The organism is Corynebacterium sp. LK33, from assembly GCF_014334955.1.
GTDB lineage: Bacteria > Actinomycetota > Actinomycetes > Mycobacteriales > Mycobacteriaceae > Corynebacterium > Corynebacterium jeikeium_D.
On sequence record NZ_PDGU01000022.1, the window covers coordinates 125,928 to 149,612 of the forward strand.

25 protein-coding genes are annotated in these 23,685 nt (G+C 52.4%); 17 read left to right on the forward strand and 8 right to left on the reverse strand.

The features are described from left to right. Window positions 1-2 precede the first annotated feature (2 nt). From rplV to CRD20_RS06995, 17 genes are all read left to right on the forward strand, one after another. Window positions 3-365, forward strand: coding sequence for a 50S ribosomal protein L22 (gene rplV / locus CRD20_RS06915; protein WP_005509775.1), 363 nt, complete (start codon window positions 3-5; stop codon window positions 363-365). Beyond that, window positions 365-1,105, forward strand: coding sequence for a 30S ribosomal protein S3 (gene rpsC / locus CRD20_RS06920; protein ID WP_016422058.1), 741 nt, complete (start codon window positions 365-367; stop codon window positions 1,103-1,105). Before rplV ends, rpsC begins: the two co-directional genes overlap by 1 nt. 3 nt (window positions 1,106-1,108) lie before the next feature. Continuing rightward, the gene (rplP, locus tag CRD20_RS06925; protein WP_016422059.1) at window positions 1,109-1,525 is read left to right on the forward strand and encodes a 50S ribosomal protein L16; all 417 of its coding nucleotides are present in this window, start codon (window positions 1,109-1,111) and stop codon (window positions 1,523-1,525) included. Beyond that, the gene (rpmC, locus tag CRD20_RS06930; RefSeq protein WP_005509851.1) at window positions 1,525-1,761 is read left to right on the forward strand and encodes a 50S ribosomal protein L29; all 237 of its coding nucleotides are present in this window, start codon (window positions 1,525-1,527) and stop codon (window positions 1,759-1,761) included. Before rplP ends, rpmC begins: the two co-directional genes overlap by 1 nt. Next, window positions 1,758-2,036 carry a 30S ribosomal protein S17 gene (gene rpsQ / locus CRD20_RS06935; protein WP_187405118.1) on the forward strand — a complete coding sequence of 93 codons (279 nt, stop codon included), beginning with the start codon at window positions 1,758-1,760 and terminating at the stop codon, window positions 2,034-2,036. Before rpmC ends, rpsQ begins: the two co-directional genes overlap by 4 nt. A gap of 260 nt (window positions 2,037-2,296) precedes the next feature. Further along, window positions 2,297-2,734 carry a hypothetical protein gene (locus tag CRD20_RS06940; protein WP_187405119.1) on the forward strand — a complete coding sequence of 146 codons (438 nt, stop codon included), beginning with the start codon at window positions 2,297-2,299 and terminating at the stop codon, window positions 2,732-2,734. A 236-nt stretch (window positions 2,735-2,970) separates the two neighbouring features. Then, the gene (locus tag CRD20_RS06945) at window positions 2,971-3,705 is read left to right on the forward strand and encodes a hypothetical protein (RefSeq protein ID WP_187405120.1); all 735 of its coding nucleotides are present in this window, start codon (window positions 2,971-2,973) and stop codon (window positions 3,703-3,705) included. Beyond that, window positions 3,706-4,290, forward strand: coding sequence for a hypothetical protein (locus CRD20_RS06950; protein ID WP_187405121.1), 585 nt, complete (start codon window positions 3,706-3,708; stop codon window positions 4,288-4,290). It begins immediately after the preceding gene. 175 nt (window positions 4,291-4,465) lie between these two features. Then, the gene (mgtE, locus tag CRD20_RS06955; protein ID WP_187405122.1) at window positions 4,466-5,812 is read left to right on the forward strand and encodes a magnesium transporter; all 1,347 of its coding nucleotides are present in this window, start codon (window positions 4,466-4,468) and stop codon (window positions 5,810-5,812) included. 170 nt (window positions 5,813-5,982) lie between these two features. Beyond that, window positions 5,983-6,897: a hypothetical protein gene (locus tag CRD20_RS06960; protein ID WP_187405123.1), complete on the forward strand. Its 915-nt coding sequence runs from the start codon at window positions 5,983-5,985 to the stop codon at window positions 6,895-6,897. Between the two features lie 311 nt (window positions 6,898-7,208). After that, on the forward strand, window positions 7,209-8,006 hold the full coding sequence (locus tag CRD20_RS06965) for an RDD family protein (protein ID WP_187405124.1): 798 nt from the start codon (window positions 7,209-7,211) through the stop codon (window positions 8,004-8,006). 43 nt (window positions 8,007-8,049) lie between these two features. Beyond that, complete coding sequence (locus CRD20_RS06970) at window positions 8,050-10,089, forward strand: hypothetical protein (protein ID WP_187405125.1); 2,040 nt, start codon at window positions 8,050-8,052, stop codon at window positions 10,087-10,089. 137 nt (window positions 10,090-10,226) lie between these two features. Further along, on the forward strand, window positions 10,227-10,955 hold the full coding sequence (locus CRD20_RS06975; protein ID WP_187405126.1) for a hypothetical protein: 729 nt from the start codon (window positions 10,227-10,229) through the stop codon (window positions 10,953-10,955). 102 nt (window positions 10,956-11,057) lie between these two features. Beyond that, window positions 11,058-11,486, forward strand: coding sequence for a hypothetical protein (locus CRD20_RS06980; protein ID WP_187405127.1), 429 nt, complete (start codon window positions 11,058-11,060; stop codon window positions 11,484-11,486). Further along, entirely contained in the window at window positions 11,486-12,031 is a 546-nt protein-coding gene (locus CRD20_RS06985) for an RNA polymerase sigma factor (protein ID WP_187405128.1), read from the forward strand. Before CRD20_RS06980 ends, CRD20_RS06985 begins: the two co-directional genes overlap by 1 nt. Window positions 12,032-12,042: 11 nt before the next feature. Further along, window positions 12,043-13,791 carry a GTPase domain-containing protein gene (locus CRD20_RS06990; RefSeq protein ID WP_187405129.1) on the forward strand — a complete coding sequence of 583 codons (1,749 nt, stop codon included), beginning with the start codon at window positions 12,043-12,045 and terminating at the stop codon, window positions 13,789-13,791. Continuing rightward, entirely contained in the window at window positions 13,781-15,175 is a 1,395-nt protein-coding gene (locus CRD20_RS06995) for a dynamin family protein (protein ID WP_187405130.1), read from the forward strand. Before CRD20_RS06990 ends, CRD20_RS06995 begins: the two co-directional genes overlap by 11 nt. Here the strand turns inward: CRD20_RS06995 and CRD20_RS07000 are convergent. The 8 genes from CRD20_RS07000 to CRD20_RS07035 form a co-directional block, all read right to left on the reverse strand. Further along, on the reverse strand, window positions 15,149-15,661 hold the full coding sequence (locus CRD20_RS07000) for a hypothetical protein (protein WP_187405131.1): 513 nt from the start codon (window positions 15,659-15,661) through the stop codon (window positions 15,149-15,151). The genes CRD20_RS06995 and CRD20_RS07000 overlap by 27 nt on opposite strands. After that, on the reverse strand, window positions 15,658-15,891 hold the full coding sequence (locus CRD20_RS07005; protein WP_005509885.1) for a hypothetical protein: 234 nt from the start codon (window positions 15,889-15,891) through the stop codon (window positions 15,658-15,660). The genes CRD20_RS07000 and CRD20_RS07005 overlap by 4 nt, the downstream gene beginning before the upstream one ends. A gap of 236 nt (window positions 15,892-16,127) precedes the next feature. Further along, window positions 16,128-17,423 (reverse strand): hypothetical protein, encoded by a 1,296-nt coding sequence (locus tag CRD20_RS07010; protein ID WP_187405132.1) that lies wholly within the window; start codon window positions 17,421-17,423, stop codon window positions 16,128-16,130. Between the two features lie 55 nt (window positions 17,424-17,478). Beyond that, window positions 17,479-18,828, reverse strand: coding sequence for a protein phosphatase 2C domain-containing protein (locus tag CRD20_RS07015; RefSeq protein ID WP_187405133.1), 1,350 nt, complete (start codon window positions 18,826-18,828; stop codon window positions 17,479-17,481). Window positions 18,829-18,839: 11 nt separating this feature from the next. Continuing rightward, window positions 18,840-19,526, reverse strand: a complete 687-nt coding sequence (locus CRD20_RS07020) for a VWA domain-containing protein (protein WP_048760650.1) — start codon at window positions 19,524-19,526, stop codon at window positions 18,840-18,842. Window positions 19,527-19,612: 86 nt separating this feature from the next. Continuing rightward, window positions 19,613-20,092 (reverse strand): hypothetical protein, encoded by a 480-nt coding sequence (locus CRD20_RS07025; protein WP_187405134.1) that lies wholly within the window; start codon window positions 20,090-20,092, stop codon window positions 19,613-19,615. Window positions 20,093-20,363: 271 nt separating this feature from the next. Beyond that, window positions 20,364-21,554, reverse strand: a complete 1,191-nt coding sequence (locus CRD20_RS07030) for a hypothetical protein (protein WP_187405135.1) — start codon at window positions 21,552-21,554, stop codon at window positions 20,364-20,366. A 293-nt stretch (window positions 21,555-21,847) separates the two neighbouring features. Further along, window positions 21,848-23,626 (reverse strand): Hsp70 family protein, encoded by a 1,779-nt coding sequence (locus CRD20_RS07035; RefSeq protein ID WP_187405136.1) that lies wholly within the window; start codon window positions 23,624-23,626, stop codon window positions 21,848-21,850. Window positions 23,627-23,685 lie beyond the last annotated feature (59 nt).

The window sequence follows — 23,685 nt, forward strand, 5'->3', positions numbered from 1 at the left end:
CCATGAGCAACGACATTACTTCTGCACGCGCAACTGCGCGCTTCGTCCGCGTTACTCCGATGAAGGCACGTCGCGTCCTGGACACCGTTCGCGGTAAGTCCGTCGACGAGGCACTGAACATCCTGGAGTACGCTCCGCAGGGTGCTGCTGATCCGGTTGCCAAGGTTGTTGCGTCTGCAGCTGCAAACGCTGAGAACAACTTCGGCCTGGACCGTCGTACTCTGGTCATCTCCGAGGCTTACGCCAACGAGGGACCGACCATGAAGCGCTTCCGCCCGCGTGCGCAGGGCCGTGCTTTCCACGTCCGCAAGCGCACCAGCCACATCACCGTGGTCGTCGAGAGCCAGAAGGAAGGTGACCGATAGTGGGACAGAAGATCCATCCACACGGTCTTCGCCTCGGTATTTCCAGCGACTGGAAGTCCCGCTGGTACGCCGACAAGCAGTACGCTGACTACCTGGCCGAGGACATCAAGATCCGCGATCTGCTGTCCACCGGTCTTGAGCGCGCCGGCATCTCCGATGTCGTTATCGAGCGCACCCGTGACCGCGTGCGTGTGGACATCCACACCGCACGCCCGGGCATTGTTATCGGTCGTCGTGGCTCCGAGGCTGACCGCATCCGCGGCCAGCTCGAGAAGCTCACCGGCAAGCAGGTTCAGCTGAACATCCTCGAGGTCAAGAACATTGACGCGGATGCGAAGCTGGTTGCTCAGTCCATCGCTGAGCAGCTCGCCAACCGTGTCGCTTTCCGTCGTGCAATGCGCAAGGCTATCCAGTCTGCAATGCGTCAGCCGCACGTCAAGGGCATCAAGGTTGTCTGCTCCGGTCGTCTCGGCGGTGCCGAGATGGGCCGCACCGAGCGCTACCACGAGGGTCGCGTTCCGCTGCACACCCTGCGTGCGGAAATCGACTATGGCACCCACGAGGCTCACACCACCTTCGGCCGCATTGGCGTCAAGGTGTGGATCTACAAGGGTGACGTGATCGGTGGCCGTCGCGAGTCCGAGATCAACGCCGGCAACGACCGCCAGCGTCGCGGCAACGACCGTCCGCGTCGTGGTGGCAAGCGTCGTCAGCGTGCATCTGAGAAGAAGGAGGGCTAATTCATGCTCATCCCGAAGCGCGTTAAGTTCCGTCGCCAGCACCGCCCGACCCGTTCTGGTATGTCCAAGGGCGGCAACAAGGTGACTTTCGGTGACTACGGTCTCCAGGCTCTCGAGCCGGCCTACATCACCAACCGTCAGATTGAGGCAGCGCGTATTGCTATTAACCGCCACGTCAAGCGTGGTGGTAAGGTCTGGATCCAGATTTTCCCGGACCGTCCGCTGACCCAGAAGCCACTGGGTGTTCGTATGGGTTCCGGTAAGGGCCCGGTCGAGAAGTGGGTTGCAAACGTCAAGCCGGGTCGCATCATGTTCGAGATGTCCTACCCGGACGAGGCAACTGCTGTCGAGGCACTGAAGCGCGCAGGCGCTAAGCTGCCGATTAAGACCCGAATCGTTCGGAAGGAGGATCAGTACTGATGTCGAACGGCATTCCCGCCCACGAGCTTCGCTCGCTGGATAACGATGACCTGGTTGCCAAGCTCAAGGAGTCTAAGGAGGAGCTGTTCAACCTCCGTTTCCAGAGCGCTACCGGTCAGCTGACCAACAACCGCCGTCTCCGCACTGTCCGCAAGGATATTGCTCGCATTTACACCGTTATGCGTGAGCGCGAGCTCGGCCTGTCTGCTGCACCAACCGATGGTGATGCAGCATGAGTGAGGAAAACATGAACACCACCGAGGCTGGCGCACGCAAGGTGCGCACCGGTTACGTCGTGTCCGACAAGATGCAGAAGACCATCGTTGTCGAGCTCGAGGACCGCAAGCAGCACGCCCTGTACGGCAAGATCATGCGCACGAACTCTAAGGTCAAGGCGCACGACGAGAACGAAGAGGCTGGCGTGGGCGACCACGTCCGCATCGAAGAGTGCCGTCCGCTCTCCAAGGACAAGCACTTCCGCCTGATCGAAATCATCGAGAAGGCTAAGTAAAACCCATAGGCTGAGCAATCAGCTAAGGCTTTACGACGAGAACCCCGCCGCGGGAAACACGAAAGTGTTTTCTGCGGCGGGGTTTTTGTTTGTGCCTGATGCAGATGGCTTTCGGGAATCTGGTGCGCCTTATTTCGGAACTTTTCCACTGCGCAAGTCCTCTAATACGTGAACACCGGCTATTAGAGACGTGCTTCAATGCGATTGGAAGCGATATTTGGTCCGTCGGTGGTTGATTATCACGTTGACCAGGAGGCGCAGTGGAAAGCCAGTTACCGCTCAAGAACGATTTCATCGATTTGCTGCTCGAGCAAACCGCTGAGGACGAGGGACTGACCTTAGAAGAGTATATCTTTAGGCATATTCGGCAGTACGAGGATCAAACTGGTGAAGAACTTCAAGAGCTGTTCGCAGCCGGGGAATTGGATAATGAAGATCTAGAAGAGCTGTTATTGACCAGTCATTTGGCGACTCATGAAGTAAACGAGGTAACCGAACAGTACTACTACGAACTCCGAAAGGGAATGACTATCGGGGTTATATCCGTTGTGTCTCTCGTGGTCGGCATAATCTTTGGGGTTATCGCCGTAGTGTGCGCTTACAACGGCGCTTATGACGCTAGTCTTACCTGCGGAGCAATTGGTGTGCTCTTAGCTTGTGTACGTCTGGGGACGATTATTTGGGCGAGCACGGATTAGCTGTCTTCTACTTGGTGTCTGGGTTTTATGGGAGGCTCTACAGCTAAGTGCTGTGCCTGTGCGAGATGGAGCGTGAACGGCCTGGCCGCTGATTCGGAGTCAAGTGGTGAAAGCGTTCGACAACATCATGTTCTGCGAATAACCCACGAGTTTTGCCCCTAAGGCTCTTTCCCGAAAAGACTGAAAAATTTCGTATGAACAGGGAACTTTTTGGGTGCGCGCGGACTCTAACAATCATGATGAGTTCAATTCCCGGTAGAAAGCCCCAACGGCTGGTGATAAGCAGCGATTCCATATCGTCCTTGGAGGATTGCCCACGCGCTCAGGCGTCTGAAGATCGCCCACGTCCTGACAACCAGATTGGAAACAAACAGGCTTCGGAGAGATCGCGATCTAAGAAAGCGGTTTTGAATAATCGTCGTATAGCTGTTCTTTTGGTCTGCACCGGAATGCTCCTTGGTTCAGTTGTATTTGCTTATTCGAAAGTATCCGAGGCGAAGAACTATGTTTATACACCGCCTGGGATGCCACATACCTTGGCTGAGAAGTTACCTCCGCTTTTACGAGCTATTAGCTACGTTGATGAAGAATCCGATGGAGGGCGAACTGTAAGTCTTGGAGACGAGAACGTCGAGGGTTTCTCATATGGGATCGATTTGCCCGGGGCATGTACAACTCCTTCTTATTCATTGATTTCAGACCAAAAAGTAGTCAGGAGGCATCTTTCAGGTGTCGAGTCTCTTGACGGCTACAATGGTTTGTCCATACCTGGGTATAACGCATTTTCATATATAAGTGAACCGTTTGCGGGTGCAAGTTGGACAGACTATAGAACAGTTCTTTATCCCGATGATGAATCATTCTTGATAGAAATCAACTGTACCCATTTTTGGCGTACAGACTCTACAACAGATATTGAAGAGTGGCATGAGCGACTCTATGAACTTTTGTCTGTGGATGGAGGGTTTTAAATGGGGAAGTTCGGAAAGATGCCTATCGAAAACGAAGCCAACATTAAGAGATTTAACGTAATTGATATCAGTTTAATTGTTGGCACTTTACTGTTAGCTACGTGTGTATTCGGTGGTAGTATGTGGTATGCGGGGTCGAATGGCGCCGGCGGTCACGATGAGGTTCGCCTTTATGATGGACCAAGTATCGAAGGATTGCGGCCCACGCTGACCTCTAAATCGCCTAGTTTAATTCCTGCGACCTCAACGAAATGTTCGCTGGATATGATTTGGAGTATCCCAAATATTGAGGTACCCCAGGTAGCGGCGCAAGTTTGTGATAGCTATATTTATGTCGGTGTGGAATCGTGGATTGAGCGAGTCTATGCGCATCGGGAATCTTGGCCGAATTATAAAGAATATGAATTGCCTGGATTTACGGCGTTCGAATTTGGGTATGGAGGTCAAGCGATGGTGATTAATGATAATCGTGATTTGGCGATTTATATTCGCCATATTGACCGTCATAAAAATAATGAATTATTGAAAGATAGCTTTGAAGATGGCGGTAGTTTCGAGCGATTTGTACAGAGGATGCGGGTCTAGAACGTTCTTAACGGTTGTTCCTAGCATTCGGCTGGCTTGGCTTGTCTAGAGCTCGGAACCGCAACATACCGGTCAGCTTCGTTCTCTGTGGGGTTAAACCTCCTGCTTGCCGGTATGGTCTAAAGAGGTCGGTGCAGCCGGTACCAAGTCCGAGTAGCGGGAGGCATGCTGGATAATGGGCAACACCAGAAACCTTCATGATCGAGATCTCGAGTCCGCACTTCGCTCACACGATGTGGCGACGCTTTCTCGGCTTCTAGCGGAAATTGATCCCAAGGCTGCCGCACGAAAGATGCGCCGCCTCAACCATGAAGAACGTGCGTTGTTCTACCGCACGCTACCGAAAGACACCGCGGTTGAGACCTTCGATGAGCTGGACTCGGCTCTGCAGGCGCACCTAATTGAAAGCTTGCGCGATCCTGAAGTCACTGCAGTCTTTGCAGAGATGGAACCGGATGACCGAGCTGAGTTGCTCGATGAGCTACCAGCCTCGGTTGCCTCGAAACTGCTCGCCGATCTGCCGGATGATGAGCGCGAGCTCACCAATGTTGTTCTCGGCTACCCCGATGGATCCATTGGCCGCCGCATGAGCCCGGAGCTGGTATCGCTTCACGACGATATGACGGTGGGTAAGGCCTTGGAGACGGTCTATAACCATTTGGATGATGCCGAGTCTATCTACACCTTGCCGGTATCGAACCGGAATCGCCGACTGGTGGGCGTGGTCAGCCTTCGTGATTTGATGCGCGCCGACAGTGATATCCATGTATCGGCAATCTTGAGGAAAGCCGACTACGCAGAGGCCACCGAGTCCGAAGAGAAGGTGGCTCGCATGTGTGCTGATCGCAAGCGCTTAGCTCTACCGATCGTCGATAGCGAGCAGCGTGTTATCGGTCTGCTCACGGTGGACGACGCACTCCGGGTCCTGGAGGAAGCAGACTCGGAGGACCAAGCTCGTATTTCCGGTTCTGAGCCTCTGCGCTTGCCCTACCTTGCTACGCCGATCTTTGAGATCGTTCGCTCCCGTGTGGTCTGGTTGCTTGTACTTGCCATCGGTGCAACATTAACCGTGCAAGTCCTAGAAACTTTCGAAGAGACTCTGTCTCAGATGGTAGTTCTCTCGGTATTCGTACCGCTGCTGATTGGTACAGGTGGCAATACCGGCAACCAGGCTGCAACCACCATTACGCGTGCCTTGGCGCTGGGAGATGTCCAACCTCGCGACATACTCAAGGTCATACTCCGAGAGGTGAGAGTTGGTGCGTTCCTCGGCCTGCTCCTGGGTACTCTCGGCCTACTCTTGGCGGGGTTGGTTTACGGCTGGGACATAGGCCTCGTTATCGGCCTGACGCTGCTGGGCATTTGTACTCTTGCTGCCACTGTCGGTGGCATTATGCCGCTGATTGGTAAGAAGTTCGGCATTGACCCGGCGGTCTTCGCCAACCCATTCATTACCACGCTTGTCGATGCCTCCGGCCTAATCATCTACTTCCTGATTGCTAAGTCGGTTTTGGGAATCTAGGCATTCACTCGATTTTGTAGGCGCTTTCTGGAGAGACAACCAGTTAAGGCTTAATTCCTAATTCGGCAAAGTCGGGAACATTTCGGTGCTCGGACTCCTCTAATACATGAACCCCATGAGTGTTTGTGTGCGGCAAAGATTGCCGTGACTTGAAGAGGAGGCCTTCCCAAATGAGCGGGATTGATTTATACGCAGTTTTTGCGGTGGATCCTAGCCAGCCTGGAGCTGTTGTAGCTAACAAAATTCAACAGCAGATTAACAGTACCGACTCTCAAAGTTGGGATGCCGAAAAGAAAGAACTTGCAGGTTATGCAGTTGCAATTTTCGCAGATGAGAGCAAAAAACAGCGCTATGACCAGGCATTGCAGAGTCCCTTTTCTCCGCCGGAGGTAACGACGGATTTCTTAGCGGATTTGGCGACAACGAGAAGCTCCCAGGGGCTAACTGCTTTAGGGCAGGGAGGTGTTGATGCTCCGCGTGGTCACAGTGCTGTCGGTGACATGACTCCGACCGTGTCTTCGGAATCCCACAACAGTGTAATCATGCGGACAGTCACCACGACGTTTGCCCCGGTGCAACCACTAGCGCCGGAAGCAACGCTTAAAGACGTGTGGGTACGTACACCAAAGACTATTCAGGCCGCTATCGTGGCGTTGGCCGGTTTAGCAGTTTTCTTGATTGGTGATGGAGTCTTTACCTTTGTTCAAAGTCTCGAAAATTCTGGATCGCCCTGGCTCAGGTTCTTGTACCTGGTAACAAATTCGTTTTCTCTGGTAGCAATTCTGGGAACAATTGCTCTGACCTTGGTGAGTGGATTCACAGTTGCTAGAATGTATCGTCGACTTAAAATTTCCCTTTTGATGGCAGCAGCACTGGTACCCGGTCTTAATCTGATTAACGACATCGTTCACATTGTTCGATACGAAAATACCTGGGTTGTTGGCTACTTCGAACTCAATTACTGGTGGGAATTCACTTGTTATTTTGGGCTGTCAATCCTCGCTCTAATCCTTTGCTTGCTTCCACAATCGCTGGCGTGGTACCGCGGCATGACGCTGGTTAAGACAACATCTCAGGGCTCCTAGCCTCAAACAATCCCGCCTTTGGCTAAAGGCGGGATTCGTCGTTTCTCCGCCCGTTTTAGCATCGCCAACGTGCAGCGAGAACGCATGTGGGCCAGTTTCATCCTTTTTGCGTCTGGCCTTGAAATCCAAATCAGAAAAAGTTTTTAGCGTTCGTCAGGAACATTTTGACCCGCGGCGTCCTCTAAGGAGTGAAAGTCGCAAGGAATTGAAGGAATCGACAAGGGCAAGGATTGTTTCCAAGTTCACTTCTCTTGTCTCCTTCCGCGACTTAGGTCCTTACGTCACCTCCTCCCAAGGAAAGAGAATCTCGAATGAATCAGCAGAATCCCAATAACTCGGTTCGCCGCACCGTTCAGCCACGCAGAGCCGGAGGCCAGGCAGGAGTTTCTGGTGCCCAGCCACAGGCCAACACACAGTTTGGTTTCGGGGCTCCTCAACAGCAGCAACCTCAGCTGTCGCAGCAGCCCCTATACGGCCAGGAAAACCCGTACATTATGCCCACGCAGTCTGTCGCGAATCAGCAGCAGCCGTACCAGTCCTCATCCGCTACGGGGCAACTATATGAACAGCCCCATCATTTTCAGCAGTCGGTAGCACATCCGGGTATGGCTCAAGTTGCTCCGGTAACCCTGCACGAACAGCAGTGGGCAGATCCGACTTATACAAATGCCTCCCTGGGGCAAAGGGCTGGTGCCTACCTCATCGATGCGCTAATCATCAGTCTTATTCAGTTCGTGATTTACGTGGTTTTTGTAGGCGGAGGCAGTGCCGCGGGCAGTGATGAGGCAGTAATTGGAGGCATGATTATTAGTGCAATTCTTATGTTCATCCTTGGCTTCGCCTACAAAGTTTGTCTAGAGGCCACCATGGGGCAGACTCTCGGAAAGAAAATCCTTGGCCTACGTTTGATCACTACGGATGGTCGACCAATGGGATTTGGCCACGCGGTAAAGCGCAACATCAACCTTTTCTATTCTTTGGTGCCATTTATCGGAAGCTTTGCAGCGGGCATTGCGTACGTGGTGCGCTTCTTCTCCGTCATGAATTCGCCGTACAACCAGGGCTACCATGACCGCTGGGGAAACACTCGCCTGATTAAAGAGCAGTAAAGCGAATCGCTAGCCATATTCGTAACTATTTCGAGTTCTCCCCATGATGTCTTTTGTTGCGCCGACTTCAGCAGAGTTGGCTCAGAAAATTAGTGACGGTGTCACGCGCAATTATCAATCACAGCTGTCGACATTTGAGGCTGAGATCAACAAAGCGAAAACTCAGGTCTCGAATTATCAATCTCATATCGGAGCTCTCTGCGATCAGCGTGATGAAGTTTCTTCGGAGTTGCAGGGGTTCCGTGATGATTTGGATGCTGTTGCTTCTAAGCGCGCCTCCTACTCCGGTCGGCTAGCAGCAGCACGTCGTCAAGCTGAAGATGCGCGGGATCGGGTATCGTCTGCTCGATTGGCAAAGCAGCAAGCAGAATATGAGTTTCACCAGGCTGAAAACCGACTGCACTCTTTGCAAAAGCCGGTTGACGATGGTCGATTCAAGTTGGAGATGCAGCGCTGGGAAAGCCGGATTGATGATATCGATAGGCAAATCCAAGATGCGACGCGAAAGCTCAAAGACGCTCAGCAGTATTCCGAAGACCTCGACCGGCAGATTCGTGACTATGACGGCAATGACTACTTTGAGCGACAGCGGTTAGCTGATGCCCACCGGCAATCGGTAGAAGATGAATATCGTCATCAGCAGCGAATCGACAGCCTTGAAGATTCCAAACTGCAATTTCCGAAACCGATTGATGACGGTCGCTTTGACCGCGAAACAGCTCAATACAATGCTGATAAAGATCAATATGAAAGAGCACGCAAGCAAGCAAAATCGCTGCTCTCTGACGCCGAGAGTGCTTTACAGTCAGCCGAATCCGACTTTCGTCTTGCCAACAGCGATGTAGATGAGTTGCTGGCAGAACCAGCGCAATTGGATGCAGAGGAAAGTCGTCTGCCAGACCTTATTGATGGGAAGGAAGACGAGCTCAGCGAGGTTAATGATGACATCGCCAGCGCACAGCAAAAGTTGAGTGCTTGGAAGCAAACGCTTCAACAGTCGACAGCTAAGAAGGCTCGGGTTGAGTCCACCCGCGATTCGGAGGCTCGAGCAAAAGCACAGGCTTTTCAGCGATCTAATCATGGCCAAGTTGTAAGTTCCTGGCACCGCATCACAGAAAACTATTCGAAGAATAGGCGGATCTGGGAGGACTGCGTCAGCAATGTCGCGCAAGCCGAGGACAAAAAATGGGCAAATCTAGCGTTACCTGAATACGTAAAAGCGCACAATGACCTCAAAGCTCAGAAAACGACTAATGAGAGTTTTCGCGCGCGTGCGCACGGCGACGTGGAGTCTCAGCAGCGTCAAATCGCAGATGTTGTCGCTGCACACTTAGCAGGTGATCGACGGAACCGCTGGGCGCTATATTCGCCAGACACTGGTCGGCATACCGTGCTCAATCAGGAACAATCGCAAGCTGAAATTCAGAAATACATCGCAGGTTTCGGGTCGAATCCCGCTTGGGGAAACGTTCAATTAGTTTCTGTTCGTACCAAGCCCTTGACGACTTTTTGGATTTTGCTTGCAATCACCGTGTTGAGCGTTTTCACCCGGCTTCTTATTGGCGATGTGTTCGGCCTTACGACGATGGCAGTGTGGATCTGCGGCCTGGCTGCATTTGGAAACCTTGTTTATCGAGGAATCACAAAATCGCAGGGAACAAATGTGGAATGGGTTGACGAGCAAAAGGACTGGTCAGTTATTGCAGGGAATCTGTATAGAGCAATTAGCTCAGCTAACCAGTTCGACCAACGAGCGGCGCAGATTACCGCGAAATCCCGACAGATTATTGAAAGTAATAAACAAGCTGTGGCTCGTAAACGAGCGCAAATTACGGTTGCAGATGTTGAACCGCATGTCCACCGTGCAGTACCGCAGTTTTGTGTCTTTCCCCGCAGGGACAGCGACGCGATAGCGAGCTATTGCAGTCAAGTGGTCAAGGACTTCGTTGCGCAGGGAAATTCGAATGCTCAGTTAAACCTACAGGCTTCAAAGTATCCACTTTCTCCGAAGGTTAAGTACTCGGGCAATGACCATTACGTACAAGCCGCAATAAGCCAGTACGACTCACGAAAAATACGGTAAAGGAGACCAAAGCAATGGATTCCATGAAATCTCAACCGCCTCGGCGAAAAGGTTCTTCCGGAGGCGATTCCTTTAATCCCAACAACGCAAGCAATCCTGTCCGTCGGACGCAGAAACCCCGTCGTAAGCAGGGTGCTATGAACAAGCCAGTAGGCCCGGAGACCCCGCGCGAATCGGGGCCCGGATCTGCTCCCGAGACCGGGCAGCAGCGTGCATGGAGTGAGATGCCCGCGGCGCACCACCCAGTGGAAGAATCGGCCTCTTCATTCACTGAAACAACACAATTTCCTGTGGAAAACTCGGCAAGTGTAGGTGATGCTCCAAGGGCGTCCGATTTTTCCGCAGGCTCAAATGTTCCCAATGCGCCAAAGAAGAATTCGTCGGCACCGGCGGTCATTTTGAGCATCGTGGCTGTGCTGGCGCTCTTTGGTGTAATTGTCGGCGGTTGGGCCGTTTGGAACAACAATCAAGAGGACAATCGGGCTGCAGAAACCACGGCTTCGGCTTCTGCCGAGCCCACTTCCACCTCAACGCGGACAAGCGATTATTACACTCCTACGTCGACCTATACGACAACAGAAACCAGTACGACCGTTGAAAGCACTACGACAACTGAGGAATCGGTTGATTCGGATTACAGTTCAGGATCGGACTACTCCGAACCCGAAGAACAGTTCCCGTCTCCTCCGTACTCACCGCCATCGAACTACACCTGGATCCTCAACGGTCCATATGGAACCGGTACGTCGTCCAACTGCATCCAAATCGCGGACAGTGAATACCAAAGTGGTGGCTCGGACGACTACTCGGAGTGCTTCGAGATGAGCGATGGCTGGTACTACTACTCCCTGCGAGGTGCCGGTTAATTAATATCAGTTGCCCAATGTGTGAGTCGCAGGATGGCAACGTGGAGCCTAACCTGGAATGCTAAAATGCGACTAGTCCGACCAAAATAAGGAGTAGCTTTCGTGAGCGCTACTGATGGAGCCGATAGTCCCAAACCCTGGGATAATGAGGCTGTCGAGCCTGTGCTGCCAGATTTGCTGGGAGACACGCAAAACGTGCTTTCCGACGACGTTTTTGAACAAATCCTGGCTGCTGCCATGGAACCTGACTCCGACCTGGCGGATGAGTCCCTAATCCCAGCCGATGATGATCCTGAGTTGACCGAAGATGGTCATTTCGTGAGTCCTGAAGAGGCTGAGCTGTTTCTTGATGATGCAGCGGATGATGAGGACGATGACGATGAAGAAGCCGAAATGGAAGTCGAAGATGATGACGACGATCATCGTGATGCCTCCGACGACGGTGACGATGACGACCATGACTTCGATTTCGATGACCTGTACTCCGGTGATGACAACTCGGACGATGATTTCGGCGGGGTGCTGTCATAATGGAAACAAAGGTTTTGGAACGGGAGTTAGTTCAGCGTGCCCAGAGTGGCGATCAAGCAGCCTTCGCTGAACTCATCAGGCTGTATAAGGACAGCGTTTTTAGCGTCTGCTTGCGTATGTGCAGCAATTACCACGACGCCGAAGATGCCTTTAGCGTCGCTGTAGCATCTGCATATAAATATTTGGATAGGTTTCGGGGCAATTCCTCTTTCAAAACTTGGTTCACCAAGATCGCGCTGAATGCCTGCAAGAAACAGGGGCAAAAGATTCAGAAGCGCACGGAGATGATGCAGCTCGATTCCGAAGCGGGCGCGAACATGCGTTCTGCCGGGAGCGATATTGATACCCGGGTAGCAGTAGTCGACCAAGTCCAAACTGCGTTGAACCAACTGAAACCGAACTTCCGAGAAGTCTTAATCCTCCGTGAATTGGCCGGCTACACCTATGAGGAAATCGCGGCCAAACAGCGTATCCCGCTTGCGACGGTCAAGAGCCGATTAAACAGGGCACGAAGGCAAATGCTCGAGTTGCTCAAAGAAGAATAAGGCGGATTTTTATGACGCCGGCCACTTCTAATACGAGCTCAAGTTCAGGTGTCGGTATCAGCGAGGATGCCACTTTAATTCGTAAAGCGGCTGAATACTTTGATGCCGTCGGCAAGCGAGAAGAAGCCCGACTCCTCGGAGCTCCGCTACAGGCGAGTAGAGAAGCGACGGTAGTCGCCGTTATCGGTGAGGTCGGATGCGGCAAGACGATGCTGGTGGATGCGCTTTCTGGAAGTGCGTCCACCAGTCATTCCGCATGCGAAACGGGTTTCAGTTTTGGTCCCGATGTGGAGGAGATTTCCGGTCAGGAAAACTTTGGGCTAGGGGAGGGGGCAATCCGAGGCGGAGAGTCGTTGGCAGATGACAGTTTCATTGATTGCCCTGGTTTTAATGGCGCTGATTCGGAAATCTCGAAAGCTGCGATTGCGCTTACTCGTAATGCCGGTGTTGTGGTGTTTGTGCTTGAGGCAACGACTACGATTACCGAACCGGAACTTGCCACCCTGAAAGGAATCGCTGCAAGCACACCAGGACTTGTAGTGGCAATCACCAAGAAAGACAAAAATCTGTTGGGTTGGCGAGAGATTGAAAGAGCTACCCGTCAGCAGATTCAGCAGCATTTGGGAGAATTAGTTTCCGAAGTACCTATAGTCAGTGTCTCTCCGCTGCGGTACCTTTCTGCCCTCAATGGCAATCCTTTTCTAGCCGACGAGGTTATCAATGACTCGGGGATTCCCCGGTTACAAGAGGCGATTGTTGAGGCGCGCAGCCGGCTGCAGAAAAATGCGTATACCCCAGTTATGCGGCAAGCGTTGGTTCTGCTGAATAGTGAATATGCCGAGCTCGAGAGCGAGATTTCAGCAGATAGCACGGCCATGCTGACCCGATTGGAAGAGAAGAAGGTGGAACTTGAGCACCTCACTTCCGACCGGCGTCGAGGACAACAGCTACTTACGTCAGGGCTGTCTCAGGCCAGAAGTGAAGCCGTAAGTATGGCTGAAACACAGTTGGTGGAGATTCGAGAGAAGTGGCACTCGTACTTCGCGTCGACGCCGCCACGTTATATTCGAGCCCATCGGGATGCAGTTTTCTTTCAAATCGAATCCGAACTGTCCGAATTGTTCGAGGACTCAATCCGCTACTTTATGGCTCGGTCTCGCGAGGTCTATGTAGGTGTCACAGATGGCGTTGCAGATTGGCACAGCGTGATTGATGCCCTTAATGAAGTTGCCGCGGGTATTTCCGTTTCTAGCAAACCTGAGAGCGAGAATTCCGTAGCCAAAGTCGTAGATCCGTCCCTGGTGTCACTGACGATTGCTGGTGGTTTCGGGCTTACCCACGTTTTAGGTTTTGTACCGGGGATTGGTGCGGCGATTATTGGGAGCGGCGGTACTGTCCTGCCATTCGTTGCAATGGCTGGTTTGTGGCTCGGTGTGAATGTCTATCATCGATCGTCTAAAACTGGCCGCGTTGAACTAGCAAAATGGCTAGATCAAGTGATTCTGCAGGTGCGCAGACAGCTCAATCAGGGAATCGAGACTGTTTACAATGAGTTGCGACCGTTACTAATCAACCAGTTCAATGACAATCTTGAACTGCGTATTCGTCGAACTAAACACCAAATTCAGCAGACGAAACAGGATTGTCAGTCGGCGCTTGGAGACAGACAGGTCGCTCGGCAGGAAGCTAAGAAGAAGTCCGCTTATGTTGCCAGACTTCGTGGTGAATTACTGAGTCGGGTGGATGCCAATGCAGAGTAATGCGAATGTCGATTCTGCAGCTAAACAGTTGATTGCCACCGTCGATTCTATGCTTCGTGAGCTGATTGATCGCGCTGGTGAATATGACGATAAGCAGCAGAGAATTACAGCTGTTGCCAATGAGTGCCGTCAGCTAATGCAGACTCCGCCAACAATTTTGGTGAGTGGACGAATGAAGGCTGGAAAATCGACACTCATTAATGCTTTGGTGCGCCAGAAAATTGCAGAAACTGCGATCCTCGAGTGTACGAATGCCGTCACCGTGTACACCAAGGGAACGCCGGAGCGAATCGAGAATGTTTCGTTAGCCAGTCGAGGCGCCCTCCATAGTGTCCAGAGTGCCCAAAGTGTGGCTGATTTGGATGGGCGCGTGAAGGTTCACTATCTCCCATCGCAGGCATTGTCGCAGCTAAACTTCGTCGATACGCCCGGTCTTGGAACGGTTGATGCGGCAAATCATCAAATTGTCGATGGACTGCGCGAGTTGACCCGTGTGCCGTGGAACCAACAAGGCGCCGCCATTGATGGCTTGATCTATGTGTTCGATTCCACCTTGCGTGACGACGAGATTGCGCATATCCGCTCCCTAGGTTTTACCACTCTGTCATCGGTGGGAGTGCTTTCGCGCGCAGATGATTTCGGTGCCGGCGCCTTTGGGCCAAGTGATCCAATCGAAGCAGCTAGGAACAGAGCCACTGAACTGTCGAATGACTACTCTCGCTATTTTTCTTCGGTATTAGCAGTTTCCGGTCTTATGGCGGAAAGCGCGGAGACAGGTGCAATCACCGAGCCGCTGGCTCGAGTACTCAGCAGCCTTGACACGGTGGCTCGTGACACATTGATGCATGAGTTAGAGACTGAATTTCCCAATTGTGTCAGTGCTAGTAGCCGTCATAAACTGCTGGAAGTGCTGGGGTCCTATGGAGTCCTAGAGGGACGAAATAGTGCCAGCGGTGGCGCCGTACAACTGCAGGGATTCTTACGTCAGGCCTCGGGAATCGATTCCTTAGCAGGTCATCTGGGCGAGAGTATTACTTTTGCAACGGTGCTGAGTCGCTGTAGCTATGTGCAGGAAAAACTAAAAGACCTGGCATTTTCTTGTGATGCCGCCGAGGTGCTCGACTATTGGGAAGAGTATTTGACTGCCCAGCAACGGCTGGCGGTAACCATTTACCACCTGCTGAGCCAGAGCCCCGGTAGTCGCGTATCTGCAGAAGGAGTATCTCTGGCTGAAGAGACACTCCAGATGGGGACAGTGGAGGACGCTCCACGTGCTGCTGAGATACATGCTCTGGCCAGCAGAAAGCTTCTGGGGTTGGTTTCGCCTTTGGAGGAAAAGCTCTTAGGAGCTGTGTGCTCATTCACTGAGCTCATTGCCCCGTAGGATCTCTTCGGCGGTTGTTCGTACTTGAGCGATGTTTTCAGCTACAACGTCCTCTGGAAGTCCAAAAAGGATGGACAGTTCAGAGTTGCTCAGAGGGGAATACTGTTCCAGCGCTAGCAAGGTTAGGTCTTCTGGTTCCATGTAAGCACGCAGGGCATTTACTCGGCACAGAGGATCGTGGCCACTCGGCGAAAAACCACCTTGTGTTCTTGCTTCTTTCGCAGTGAGAACTCCTAAACCCGTCTGCGCAAGCGCAAAGTAGGTTTCACGGCGTACCAGAGCGTCATGGGAGGCTCCTGCTTTCTCAGCTAAAACGGAGACCGATTTCCATGCATTGCCGAGGCCATGAGTGAGAATGGTTTGAGCAAGATGGCGGCTTCCTCCGAACACAAGCGCAATTGACCACAGGCGATCTTTTTCGGCCAGAGCACTTCGTTGGAACCGTCTTGCGACAAGTTGTCTGTTGAATTCATAACGGGCAGTCATTTTGAGTCCCCACTGAAGTTGCTTTCCGACGAGTGACCTAAATCAGCTGCGAGAGTTGCAGAATTGAGTCGACTTTCACCAGAAATTGGTGGCAGGGAACCGGACTGATCCACGACATCCGTTCCAAAAATGGTCAGCATAATGTCATCGACGAGGTTTTCAGAATCTGCTTCACCATCAATTTCCGCCATTAGCGATGCGATAGCTGTGTTCTCTTTTTCAGTACTCATGTACTACTCCTTCCCTTTTTCTGGAGAAATTGGGTGTGAAATTTCTGAGAAGTGGTTTTCAAGTGATGGGTCTGTTCCAAAGGCTCTGGATAGGGCGATATCCAGTACTTCCTCAGCGCAAGGAGTTACCGTGAGTACCTCTGCTTCCGTTTCCCATGCCGTATCCGCTGTTGACTGTGGGAAGCGATGTTCTGTTTCGCATCGGAGACTGACCAGATCAAGATATTTCAATGACCTCATTGTGAACTGTCCTTAGACTCGTCCATGCGAACCAAGAGCCAGCAGAGGTTCACGATAAACATGATGAGCATGAAGAAGCCGGAACCCGGATGACCCCCGATAAAGTTCATAAGACACAACAGACCTGCCAGAATGGTCCAGGTAATTGGCCATCCAAGACCCTTCTTCTCTGTTGAGTTGGTGTTGCCATTAGCCGGTTGGGTGGCGGTTGTAGAAGTGGCATTTGTTGATGCCGGAGCCGTGGTTTGTATGGTTGCTGGAGTGTTGCCAACGGCATTAGTCGAAACAGCCGAGGGCACAGGCCTTCCCTGCTTACGCCGTGAAATGGTCTTCGTCGCGGTAGAGGTGCCACCCGAGGTCTTAGCCAAAGTGGTTTGCGTCTTAGTTGGGGCGACTTCTGCTACCTCGGTAGATGCCTTTTCCTTCCCCTCGCTAATCGCACCGAGCCAATCGCGCGGAGTAGGCCTGCTTGAGCTGGAAGCCGTGAGCGCACGCTGAGTGAGGGATCGAACGGAGCTCACGGTCCCCGCAGGTAGGTCATTCGGGTTGCGAGTGGACTGGTCGGAAGCCAGCAGCCGTAGTGCAAGCAGCCCAAACTTGTATGCATCGCTTTCTTTAGTCTGCGGTTTCTCCCCATTCGGCACGTCCCAGCCAGGTGTCTGCACATCAGGTCCCTCAGACGGGCCAATACTCATAGAGTCGCAGTCCAGCAAGTACACATGTGGGCCGGTGGAGTTGTGGCAGAAGAGCAAATTCTTAACCGAGATGTCCCCGACACGGATCTCAGCGCCATGAAGGACGCGCAGTAGGTTCGCAAAATCCTCCAAAAATTCGTAGCGTTGACGTTCGCTTACCTTCAGGCCGATGCTCTGTTCAAACTCAGGGCCATTCAGCAGATACTGCAATTCCGCCGCGCGTTTCGTGGTGCTTGTCGACGTAGGAGAGAGAAGCTGGAAGAAACGATCGGGAATTAGCGGCATGATTATTCCGACGGTCTTTCCATTATCACGCACTAAATGAGTCGGCCATGCCGCTTGATTGAGCAGCCACTCTTTGCGATCTGGGGCGACTTCGCCGAGTTTGTTAATGAACTTGACTAGTTTCTCCAGGTGAGACTCGTTGACCTTGTCGGGTGACTTGTATTTTTTGAAAGCACAGGGGCGAGACGAAAAATGCGTAGAACCGAGCTTGTAGACGACTCCTTCGCCACCGGATCCGAGCTTTTCCAGGCCGGAAGGCAGTTCACTCAGTTCAACTACAGGAGTGGTAGTAGTTGCTTCGTGTGCGCTCATTAAAAGGGGTCCTTTGAAAAGTGTGGTGTAACAATCTGATTGGGGCTAGAGACGGCTAGCTATCCGGAACTCCAATGTGGGCTGGCCAAATCGCAACTAGGGTGCGGTCGTCGTCAAAGCCGGCCTTGGAGAAGTCCACTAAGTGACAAAATTCAGTAGTCGATGGCACCCGCTTGTAAAGGCGTTTGACAAAGAGGTCAGACAACGGGCCACCACCGCCACCGAGGGGGTCGCCGATGCCGTCGGTTCCAAAGAGCACCGTTTCGTCACCAGCGCTTTCGAAATAGACGGCATTCAAGTTTTCTGGAACCAGTGGGAGTGGATTTACAGCTGATGAGCTAATTGCAGAGTCACTTTCTTCCTTCCCACCTTCAATCAGCTCCACACCATTAGCGGTGACAGTCCAGGAACCCGAGTCGCCGATTGACAGGACATGCCCGCGAAGTCCGGTACCATGCTTCGAAATAGCAGCGCAGACCAGTGTGGAAGCGAAGTCCATTGGGTCTTCTCCGGCTTCTTTTGCCGCAGTCTGAATGCTGTAGGAAGCTCCCTTCGCCAGCGAAATCCATTCCTGTTGGCTCAGGTTGTCCTTGTACATCTTCTTCAGCCAGCCGATGGCGTAGCGTGCTGCGATAGCTGAACCTCGGTGGCTTTGTGGGGCGGCTGAAACTCCATCGGCGACTGCTACGAAGAGGGTGTTGCCATCGTCGGAAAGCAGAGTAAGTACGGAGTCTTGGCGAGGTGCGCCGTTGTACCGGTGCATGCGCCCGCGCAAGCTGACAGAACGCATCGCAAACTGCTTAGAGCGCCAGCCATCGATAACGGTGTCGGGGACTTGGCGACCAGTGCCGAACTTTGCATCAACGATGATGGGATCGACTTCTGCGCCGGCATCACCGACAACCAGCGGGGCAAGGCCATCGTCATGCGAAGTGGCGGTGATTTCCGTGCTGAAGGCGCGGTTTGTCGCCGATGTGGACTTTGGCTTGGGGCTGGGGGCTGGTTTGGAGGCGTTAGACGGGGCTCCGGAGTTCTCGTCTGCCGGCTGAGCAGGCTGGAAGGAACTAGCGGGGCCAGCGTGGTAATCCGAGTAGCCGTGTTCCGGCATGATGTGAGTGTCGCGGCCGGCAGTTTCGTAAGCGCGTGGGACGCCAGCGTGAGAGTCTCGGCGCGGAGAGTTGGGGTTCGAATAGGGTGAGGCAGTAGAAGGTCGGCTGTCGAGGCGACGCGAGGAAGGGTAGCCACTGTTCTGGCTGGTGTTCCAGTCTTCGACCGCACGCGGATCATTAAAAGGATGGAGTAAATCTTTCGGACGGACGCGAACGAGTTCTCCGAGAACGCGTGAGACCAGGCTCTTCTGTGGTGGATTGTGAAGATAACGCTCGTGCTGAGGGTAGTTTGTCATCGCAGTTTTCCTTACAGCTCGTCCATGTCGATCTTGACGAAGTCATCGGGAATATCAGTGATAATTTCCGGTGAACCATTGGCGACGGACGTGCCAGAGCTGATGACAGACTGAGTTAGCGAAGACATGAACTCAGACAACATGGCACCGGTGTCTGCGCCCTGCGCTGCTTGGAATGCCCAGCCGTTCTTGCTGGCCATTTGACCGATAATCTGTGCATCCGATTCGCCGATTCCGAATGCCAAGATATTCGGGTGGTGTGGCGCGTTCTGGAGATCACTCAGCGCCTCCTGCCAGAGATCATCGGACATGGGGTAGCCGTCGGTAAGCAGGAAGACTGCTGGGCGGTTGACTCGGTAGCCTTCGGCCTTGAGCTGCGCTACATCGTCTGGGATTTGAGCATTGAGTAGGTCAAACGCAGTAGAGAAATATGTTGCGTACCGTGCGGAAAGAGTTGGCATCTGCTCAACATGGCGCAAGTCAGCGTTGCTGAGGTACAGGCGTGCCTCGTTGTCGAAGCCAATCACAGAGAAACGAACATTTGCGGCAGCAAAAGGCGCCATTCGAATCTCGTTGAGCAGGGATTGAAGGCCGGAGTTGAGCTCAGCGATGTCCGGCCCCATTGAGCCAGATTCGTCAGCGACGAAATAAATCGGCAGGATATTTCCGCGGGGTTCCATGTTCATTCCGGTAGTCATGAGACGTCCTTTTCGAGGTAGAGCGAGTGGCAAATAAGTAGTAGGGGGAATCGGGAATAGAGAAAGCTACGCTGTTACTCCGGGGTTTACTCGGAGTTTGAATTGGGCTTTAGCTTGCTCTTTGCAGACTGTGACGATTGCGATTCAGACTCTGAAGTCGACGTTGTCGGCTGGCTTTGCTCTTGGCTAGTTTCCGAACCTTGGGTGTAAGAGGAGTCTTGCTCGTAGGAGCCACCATTTACGTCATTGCTCGATGGCTGTTCGTTCACGCCATAGCCCGTTTCGTCCGAATTCGATGAGGGCGAACCTGCCGATTCAGAATCATCTTCCGATGGAGTCTCGCTTTGCTCTGAGGAAGTTGGAGTGGACGAAGTCTGGGATGGCGTAGTGGGGTTCTGATCTTCATCGGCTGGGCCTGATAGTGAAGAAAAGATGTTGATGAGCAGCACCAACACGATCACGATGCTAATAAGCCATGCAATAAATACGGCGATGGTGCGAGCTTGCGGGTCTTGCGTTGGGCCTCGGCCACGCGGGGGCGTGAGGTTCGGGGACGTGCGAACCATGCGGTTCCCTCCTGGAAATAAGGTCGGCGTTTCAATGTGTCTGACCTATAGAGGAGGGAGGAGGCGAAAAAGTTCCCGGCTTCGTCAAAAATTTTCCGTTTAGAAAAATTCAGACCATGAGGATAGGCTTGCGAAGCTAAACATATGAGTGTTGTGCGCCGACGGGGCCAATGGAAGGTTGTGGGCGGCACATAGAGCTTAAAAAGACGACTGGAACCCGTCATTCGGCGCCAGATTTAATCAGCACGGGAGTACAACTAGTTTTGTCATTCTAGTCGTTGAAGGCAATGCGGTCGATATTTCGTGCAAGCTGCGAAAGTGTAGGTAATGCATCCGGGTAGAGTGGCCCACGTATTGGGGCAGATAGGATGAGGCAGTTTCCTTCGGCTGCTTTTGTTCTCTTTTTAAGTATTTTGGGTTTTGAATCGCAGCGGTAAAGGTTGATTGACGGATATTTAGAATTTTCGAACGTCAGTCGAGAGTCTCCTACAGAAAGTGGCTGGCTGTTGCCAGGGATATAAGAGAAGAACTCCCAATTTGGAAGATGCTCATATTTTAGACCGGCGGCATCGACAAGGTTGGACGAGGGGAGATTAAAATCGCTATCGGAACTTGTTGTAATTAAACTAATTGGAATTGCGTCGTAAAGATCTGGAGGGAGAAAACTATTCTTGAGGCTTTCTCCAGATTCGAACTTTAGCCAACAGGTGACGCTCTTCTTGTCAGGTTCGACGCGGTAAAGTGGAGTTCCTGTGGGTAAAGAGAGTGGTTTCAGCATATCAATGGGAATGCGTTCAAAGTTACCGACTAGGCCAATTTCTTCCTGCTGGACAATTGAGGTACTAAGAATATATGAACGGCAGTCGAGTGTATTTCCGTTACGAAATGTCGGTTGAGGAGTGGTAAGGGTATTTGTGAGAGCAGGTTCTTTGTTTTTAGGATAGTTCTTCTCTGCTTCTATAGATACGCCTAATGGGTGTGCGATTGCGTTAACAAAGTTCTTCAGGAACTTTATTGAATTTTGTTCCTGGATAGGGGATACGTCTTCTTGGGGGAATCGTATGATGGCAGTCAAGCATCCCATTTGAGGATCTATCAGGCGGGCGGCGAACCCCATTGACAACGGGTCGCCGATAGCCCGCTTAAATATTTGCCATTCTTGCCCGGGCAGAGGGGAAAATTCGTCCAGGATTATTTTATCAGTTGACCGGATATTCGGGTCGTATGGTGGGCATGAGCGTAATGTGCTGATGCCAAATGAGCGGTAATCTAAAGGTAGCTTAAGGGATCTAAGTGATTTTCTGTCGATAATTGCATCTTCTCGTTTGCTGTGATCCAGTCCGGCGATATCTCCCGTTGGAATATGAGATACAAAGCAATAGGAGTTACCGTCAGGGTCTCTGGTCGGTTTAAATGCGTCTACCGACGATTCGTGAGAGATTATGCCAGGAATGTTCTGCATAATCCGCAAGGGTACGGAATCACGTAAAGTGGAGCAATCGAACTTTCCGTTCCGGACGAGAAAAGGGAAGCTATCTGAATTCGCGTCTCTAGCAGGATTAGCAGGGTCGAAGGAATTTTTCTCGTTAGACTTATCGGGTAGTGATGCAAAAGTTATAACGATGACAATGATGCATATTATGGCGAAGGAAAAGAATGCCCTAGATCGATGAGGGGGATGGTATCTTTTATTGTTTTTAACAAGTATTTTCAATGAAAAACTCTTAATCGCTACGAGGTAGTTTATTGGAGGGACTAAGGTCGCTTAGGCTGTAATTCCCCGTCAAGAGCAGCTGCGACATCTTGAAGAACATTTTTCTCAATTATCTCGCCAGAAGTCGACTCGACGATAAGCCAGCCGAAGTCACGTACATAGACAAAAACCTGAGCAGGTTCGAGGTGGTCAATGCCGCCCTTTTCCTTTTCGTACCAGTTCGCGATTCGCGAATCGGAAGAAGGATTGACGGTAGATACGGACATCGAGGTTCCGGCTGGGGTGAACGTCCTAATAGAAAGAGAACCGTCCGGTGCGCTGTCCGTGCCGCTGAATCGACATTCGGACGTGCCTGCAAAACCGGAAATATCAGGGGTCGCCTGGGGGAAACCCTTGATGCCGTCCAATTCATCTTTTACTGCGTCGATCATTGGTTCACAGGAGAAATAGCCATCTTTGAACGCCGGCGCATCTGGCTTTAAGACGGTCGCTTTGAGGTTGCCAATGGACACATTTGGATACGTGTGAAGGGTTGCAGAAGCATCGCTTTCCGACGAGGCTGCGGGGTCTGCAGCCTGCCTGGAGGATTCATCGGAACCGTTACCGACAAAGTAGAACATGCCTGCGGCGATTACGAGGCCTGCTACCACTGCGCCAATGCGTGTGGCCGCTTTTGGTGAGAGCGCTCGTTTCTTTGAGGTGACGCTGTCAGCATCGTCAACCGGATGGGTTAGGGTGCCTCCGCTGGTAGGTTTGCTCGCCTGTGCAAGCAAGATCTTCCCGTATTCAGCGGCCCCGAGAGCTACCGCTGTAATGGGCTCCTCAATGGGGAGAACCTCCATCGACTGCTGAACGACGCGGGAAATAGCAGGGGTTCGGACCGTACCACCCACGAGTAGGCCGCTGAGCATTCCTGGAGCTTCACCGAGCAAACTGGTCTTGTCGGCGATAAGAGCGCGAATCCGCTCAACATCGTCCGCAATAGCCGCTTCGAACTCGTCACGGGTAATGAGAAGCTCTTCGCTGTCGACAGTGAAGCTAGCATCTGGGGATTCCGAGAGCGCCTCACGAACCTTCTTCGCCTGTGATTGGAATTCGAATTGTCCCTCGACTGAGTGAATTTCTTCAGGCAGTTCCCCAAATTCTTCGAGAGTCCGAGACTCCATGAGCTCAATCATGGCGAGGTCGAAGTTGTTTCCACCGATTGTGTTCTCGCCGCCGTCGGCAAGCACACGTGGTGACGCGGTATCCATATCGACGACCGCGACATCGCAGGTACCGCCACCAACATCGAGGACGAAAAGCTTGCCCGTGCGGTGTCTTTGCGAGACAGAGTAGGCAGCGGCAATTGGTTCAGAGACCAGCTCGATGGTGTCTTCATCGAAGCCAGCAGACTTGGCGGCGTCAATAAGTACTGTGCGTGCCGACGAAGGCCACGCTGCAGGGTGCGTAAGTATGAGCTTCGTTGGAAAGTCGGAAAGAGAAGAATCCCTATTTCCCAAATGCATCAGAGCCGAGCGGCGGACTTTCTCGATGATTGTGGCGAAGAGTTCCACCGCGCGCTGGTTATCTGAGCCGACGAAGCGCTTAGGGGAGTGTGCGAAAGCACTCGGCGCATCGGCTGCGTGATCAATTGCCTGCTGACCCGTGTAGACCGTATCGCTGGTGAGGAACACGGCCGCAGGCATCCAGGATCTAGCTTCGGTGCCCGTGCTATAGCCGAGGGGAACGATGGATGCGGGGTTGTCGTCGATTGCTGCCGCAGCGACAACGCTGGAATTACCAATATCGAGAGCGAGTAGCCAAGACATAGAGGACATAACTTTCACATAAGACGGACTGGCAGGCTTAGGGAGACCCAATACCTAGTCAGCGGTGA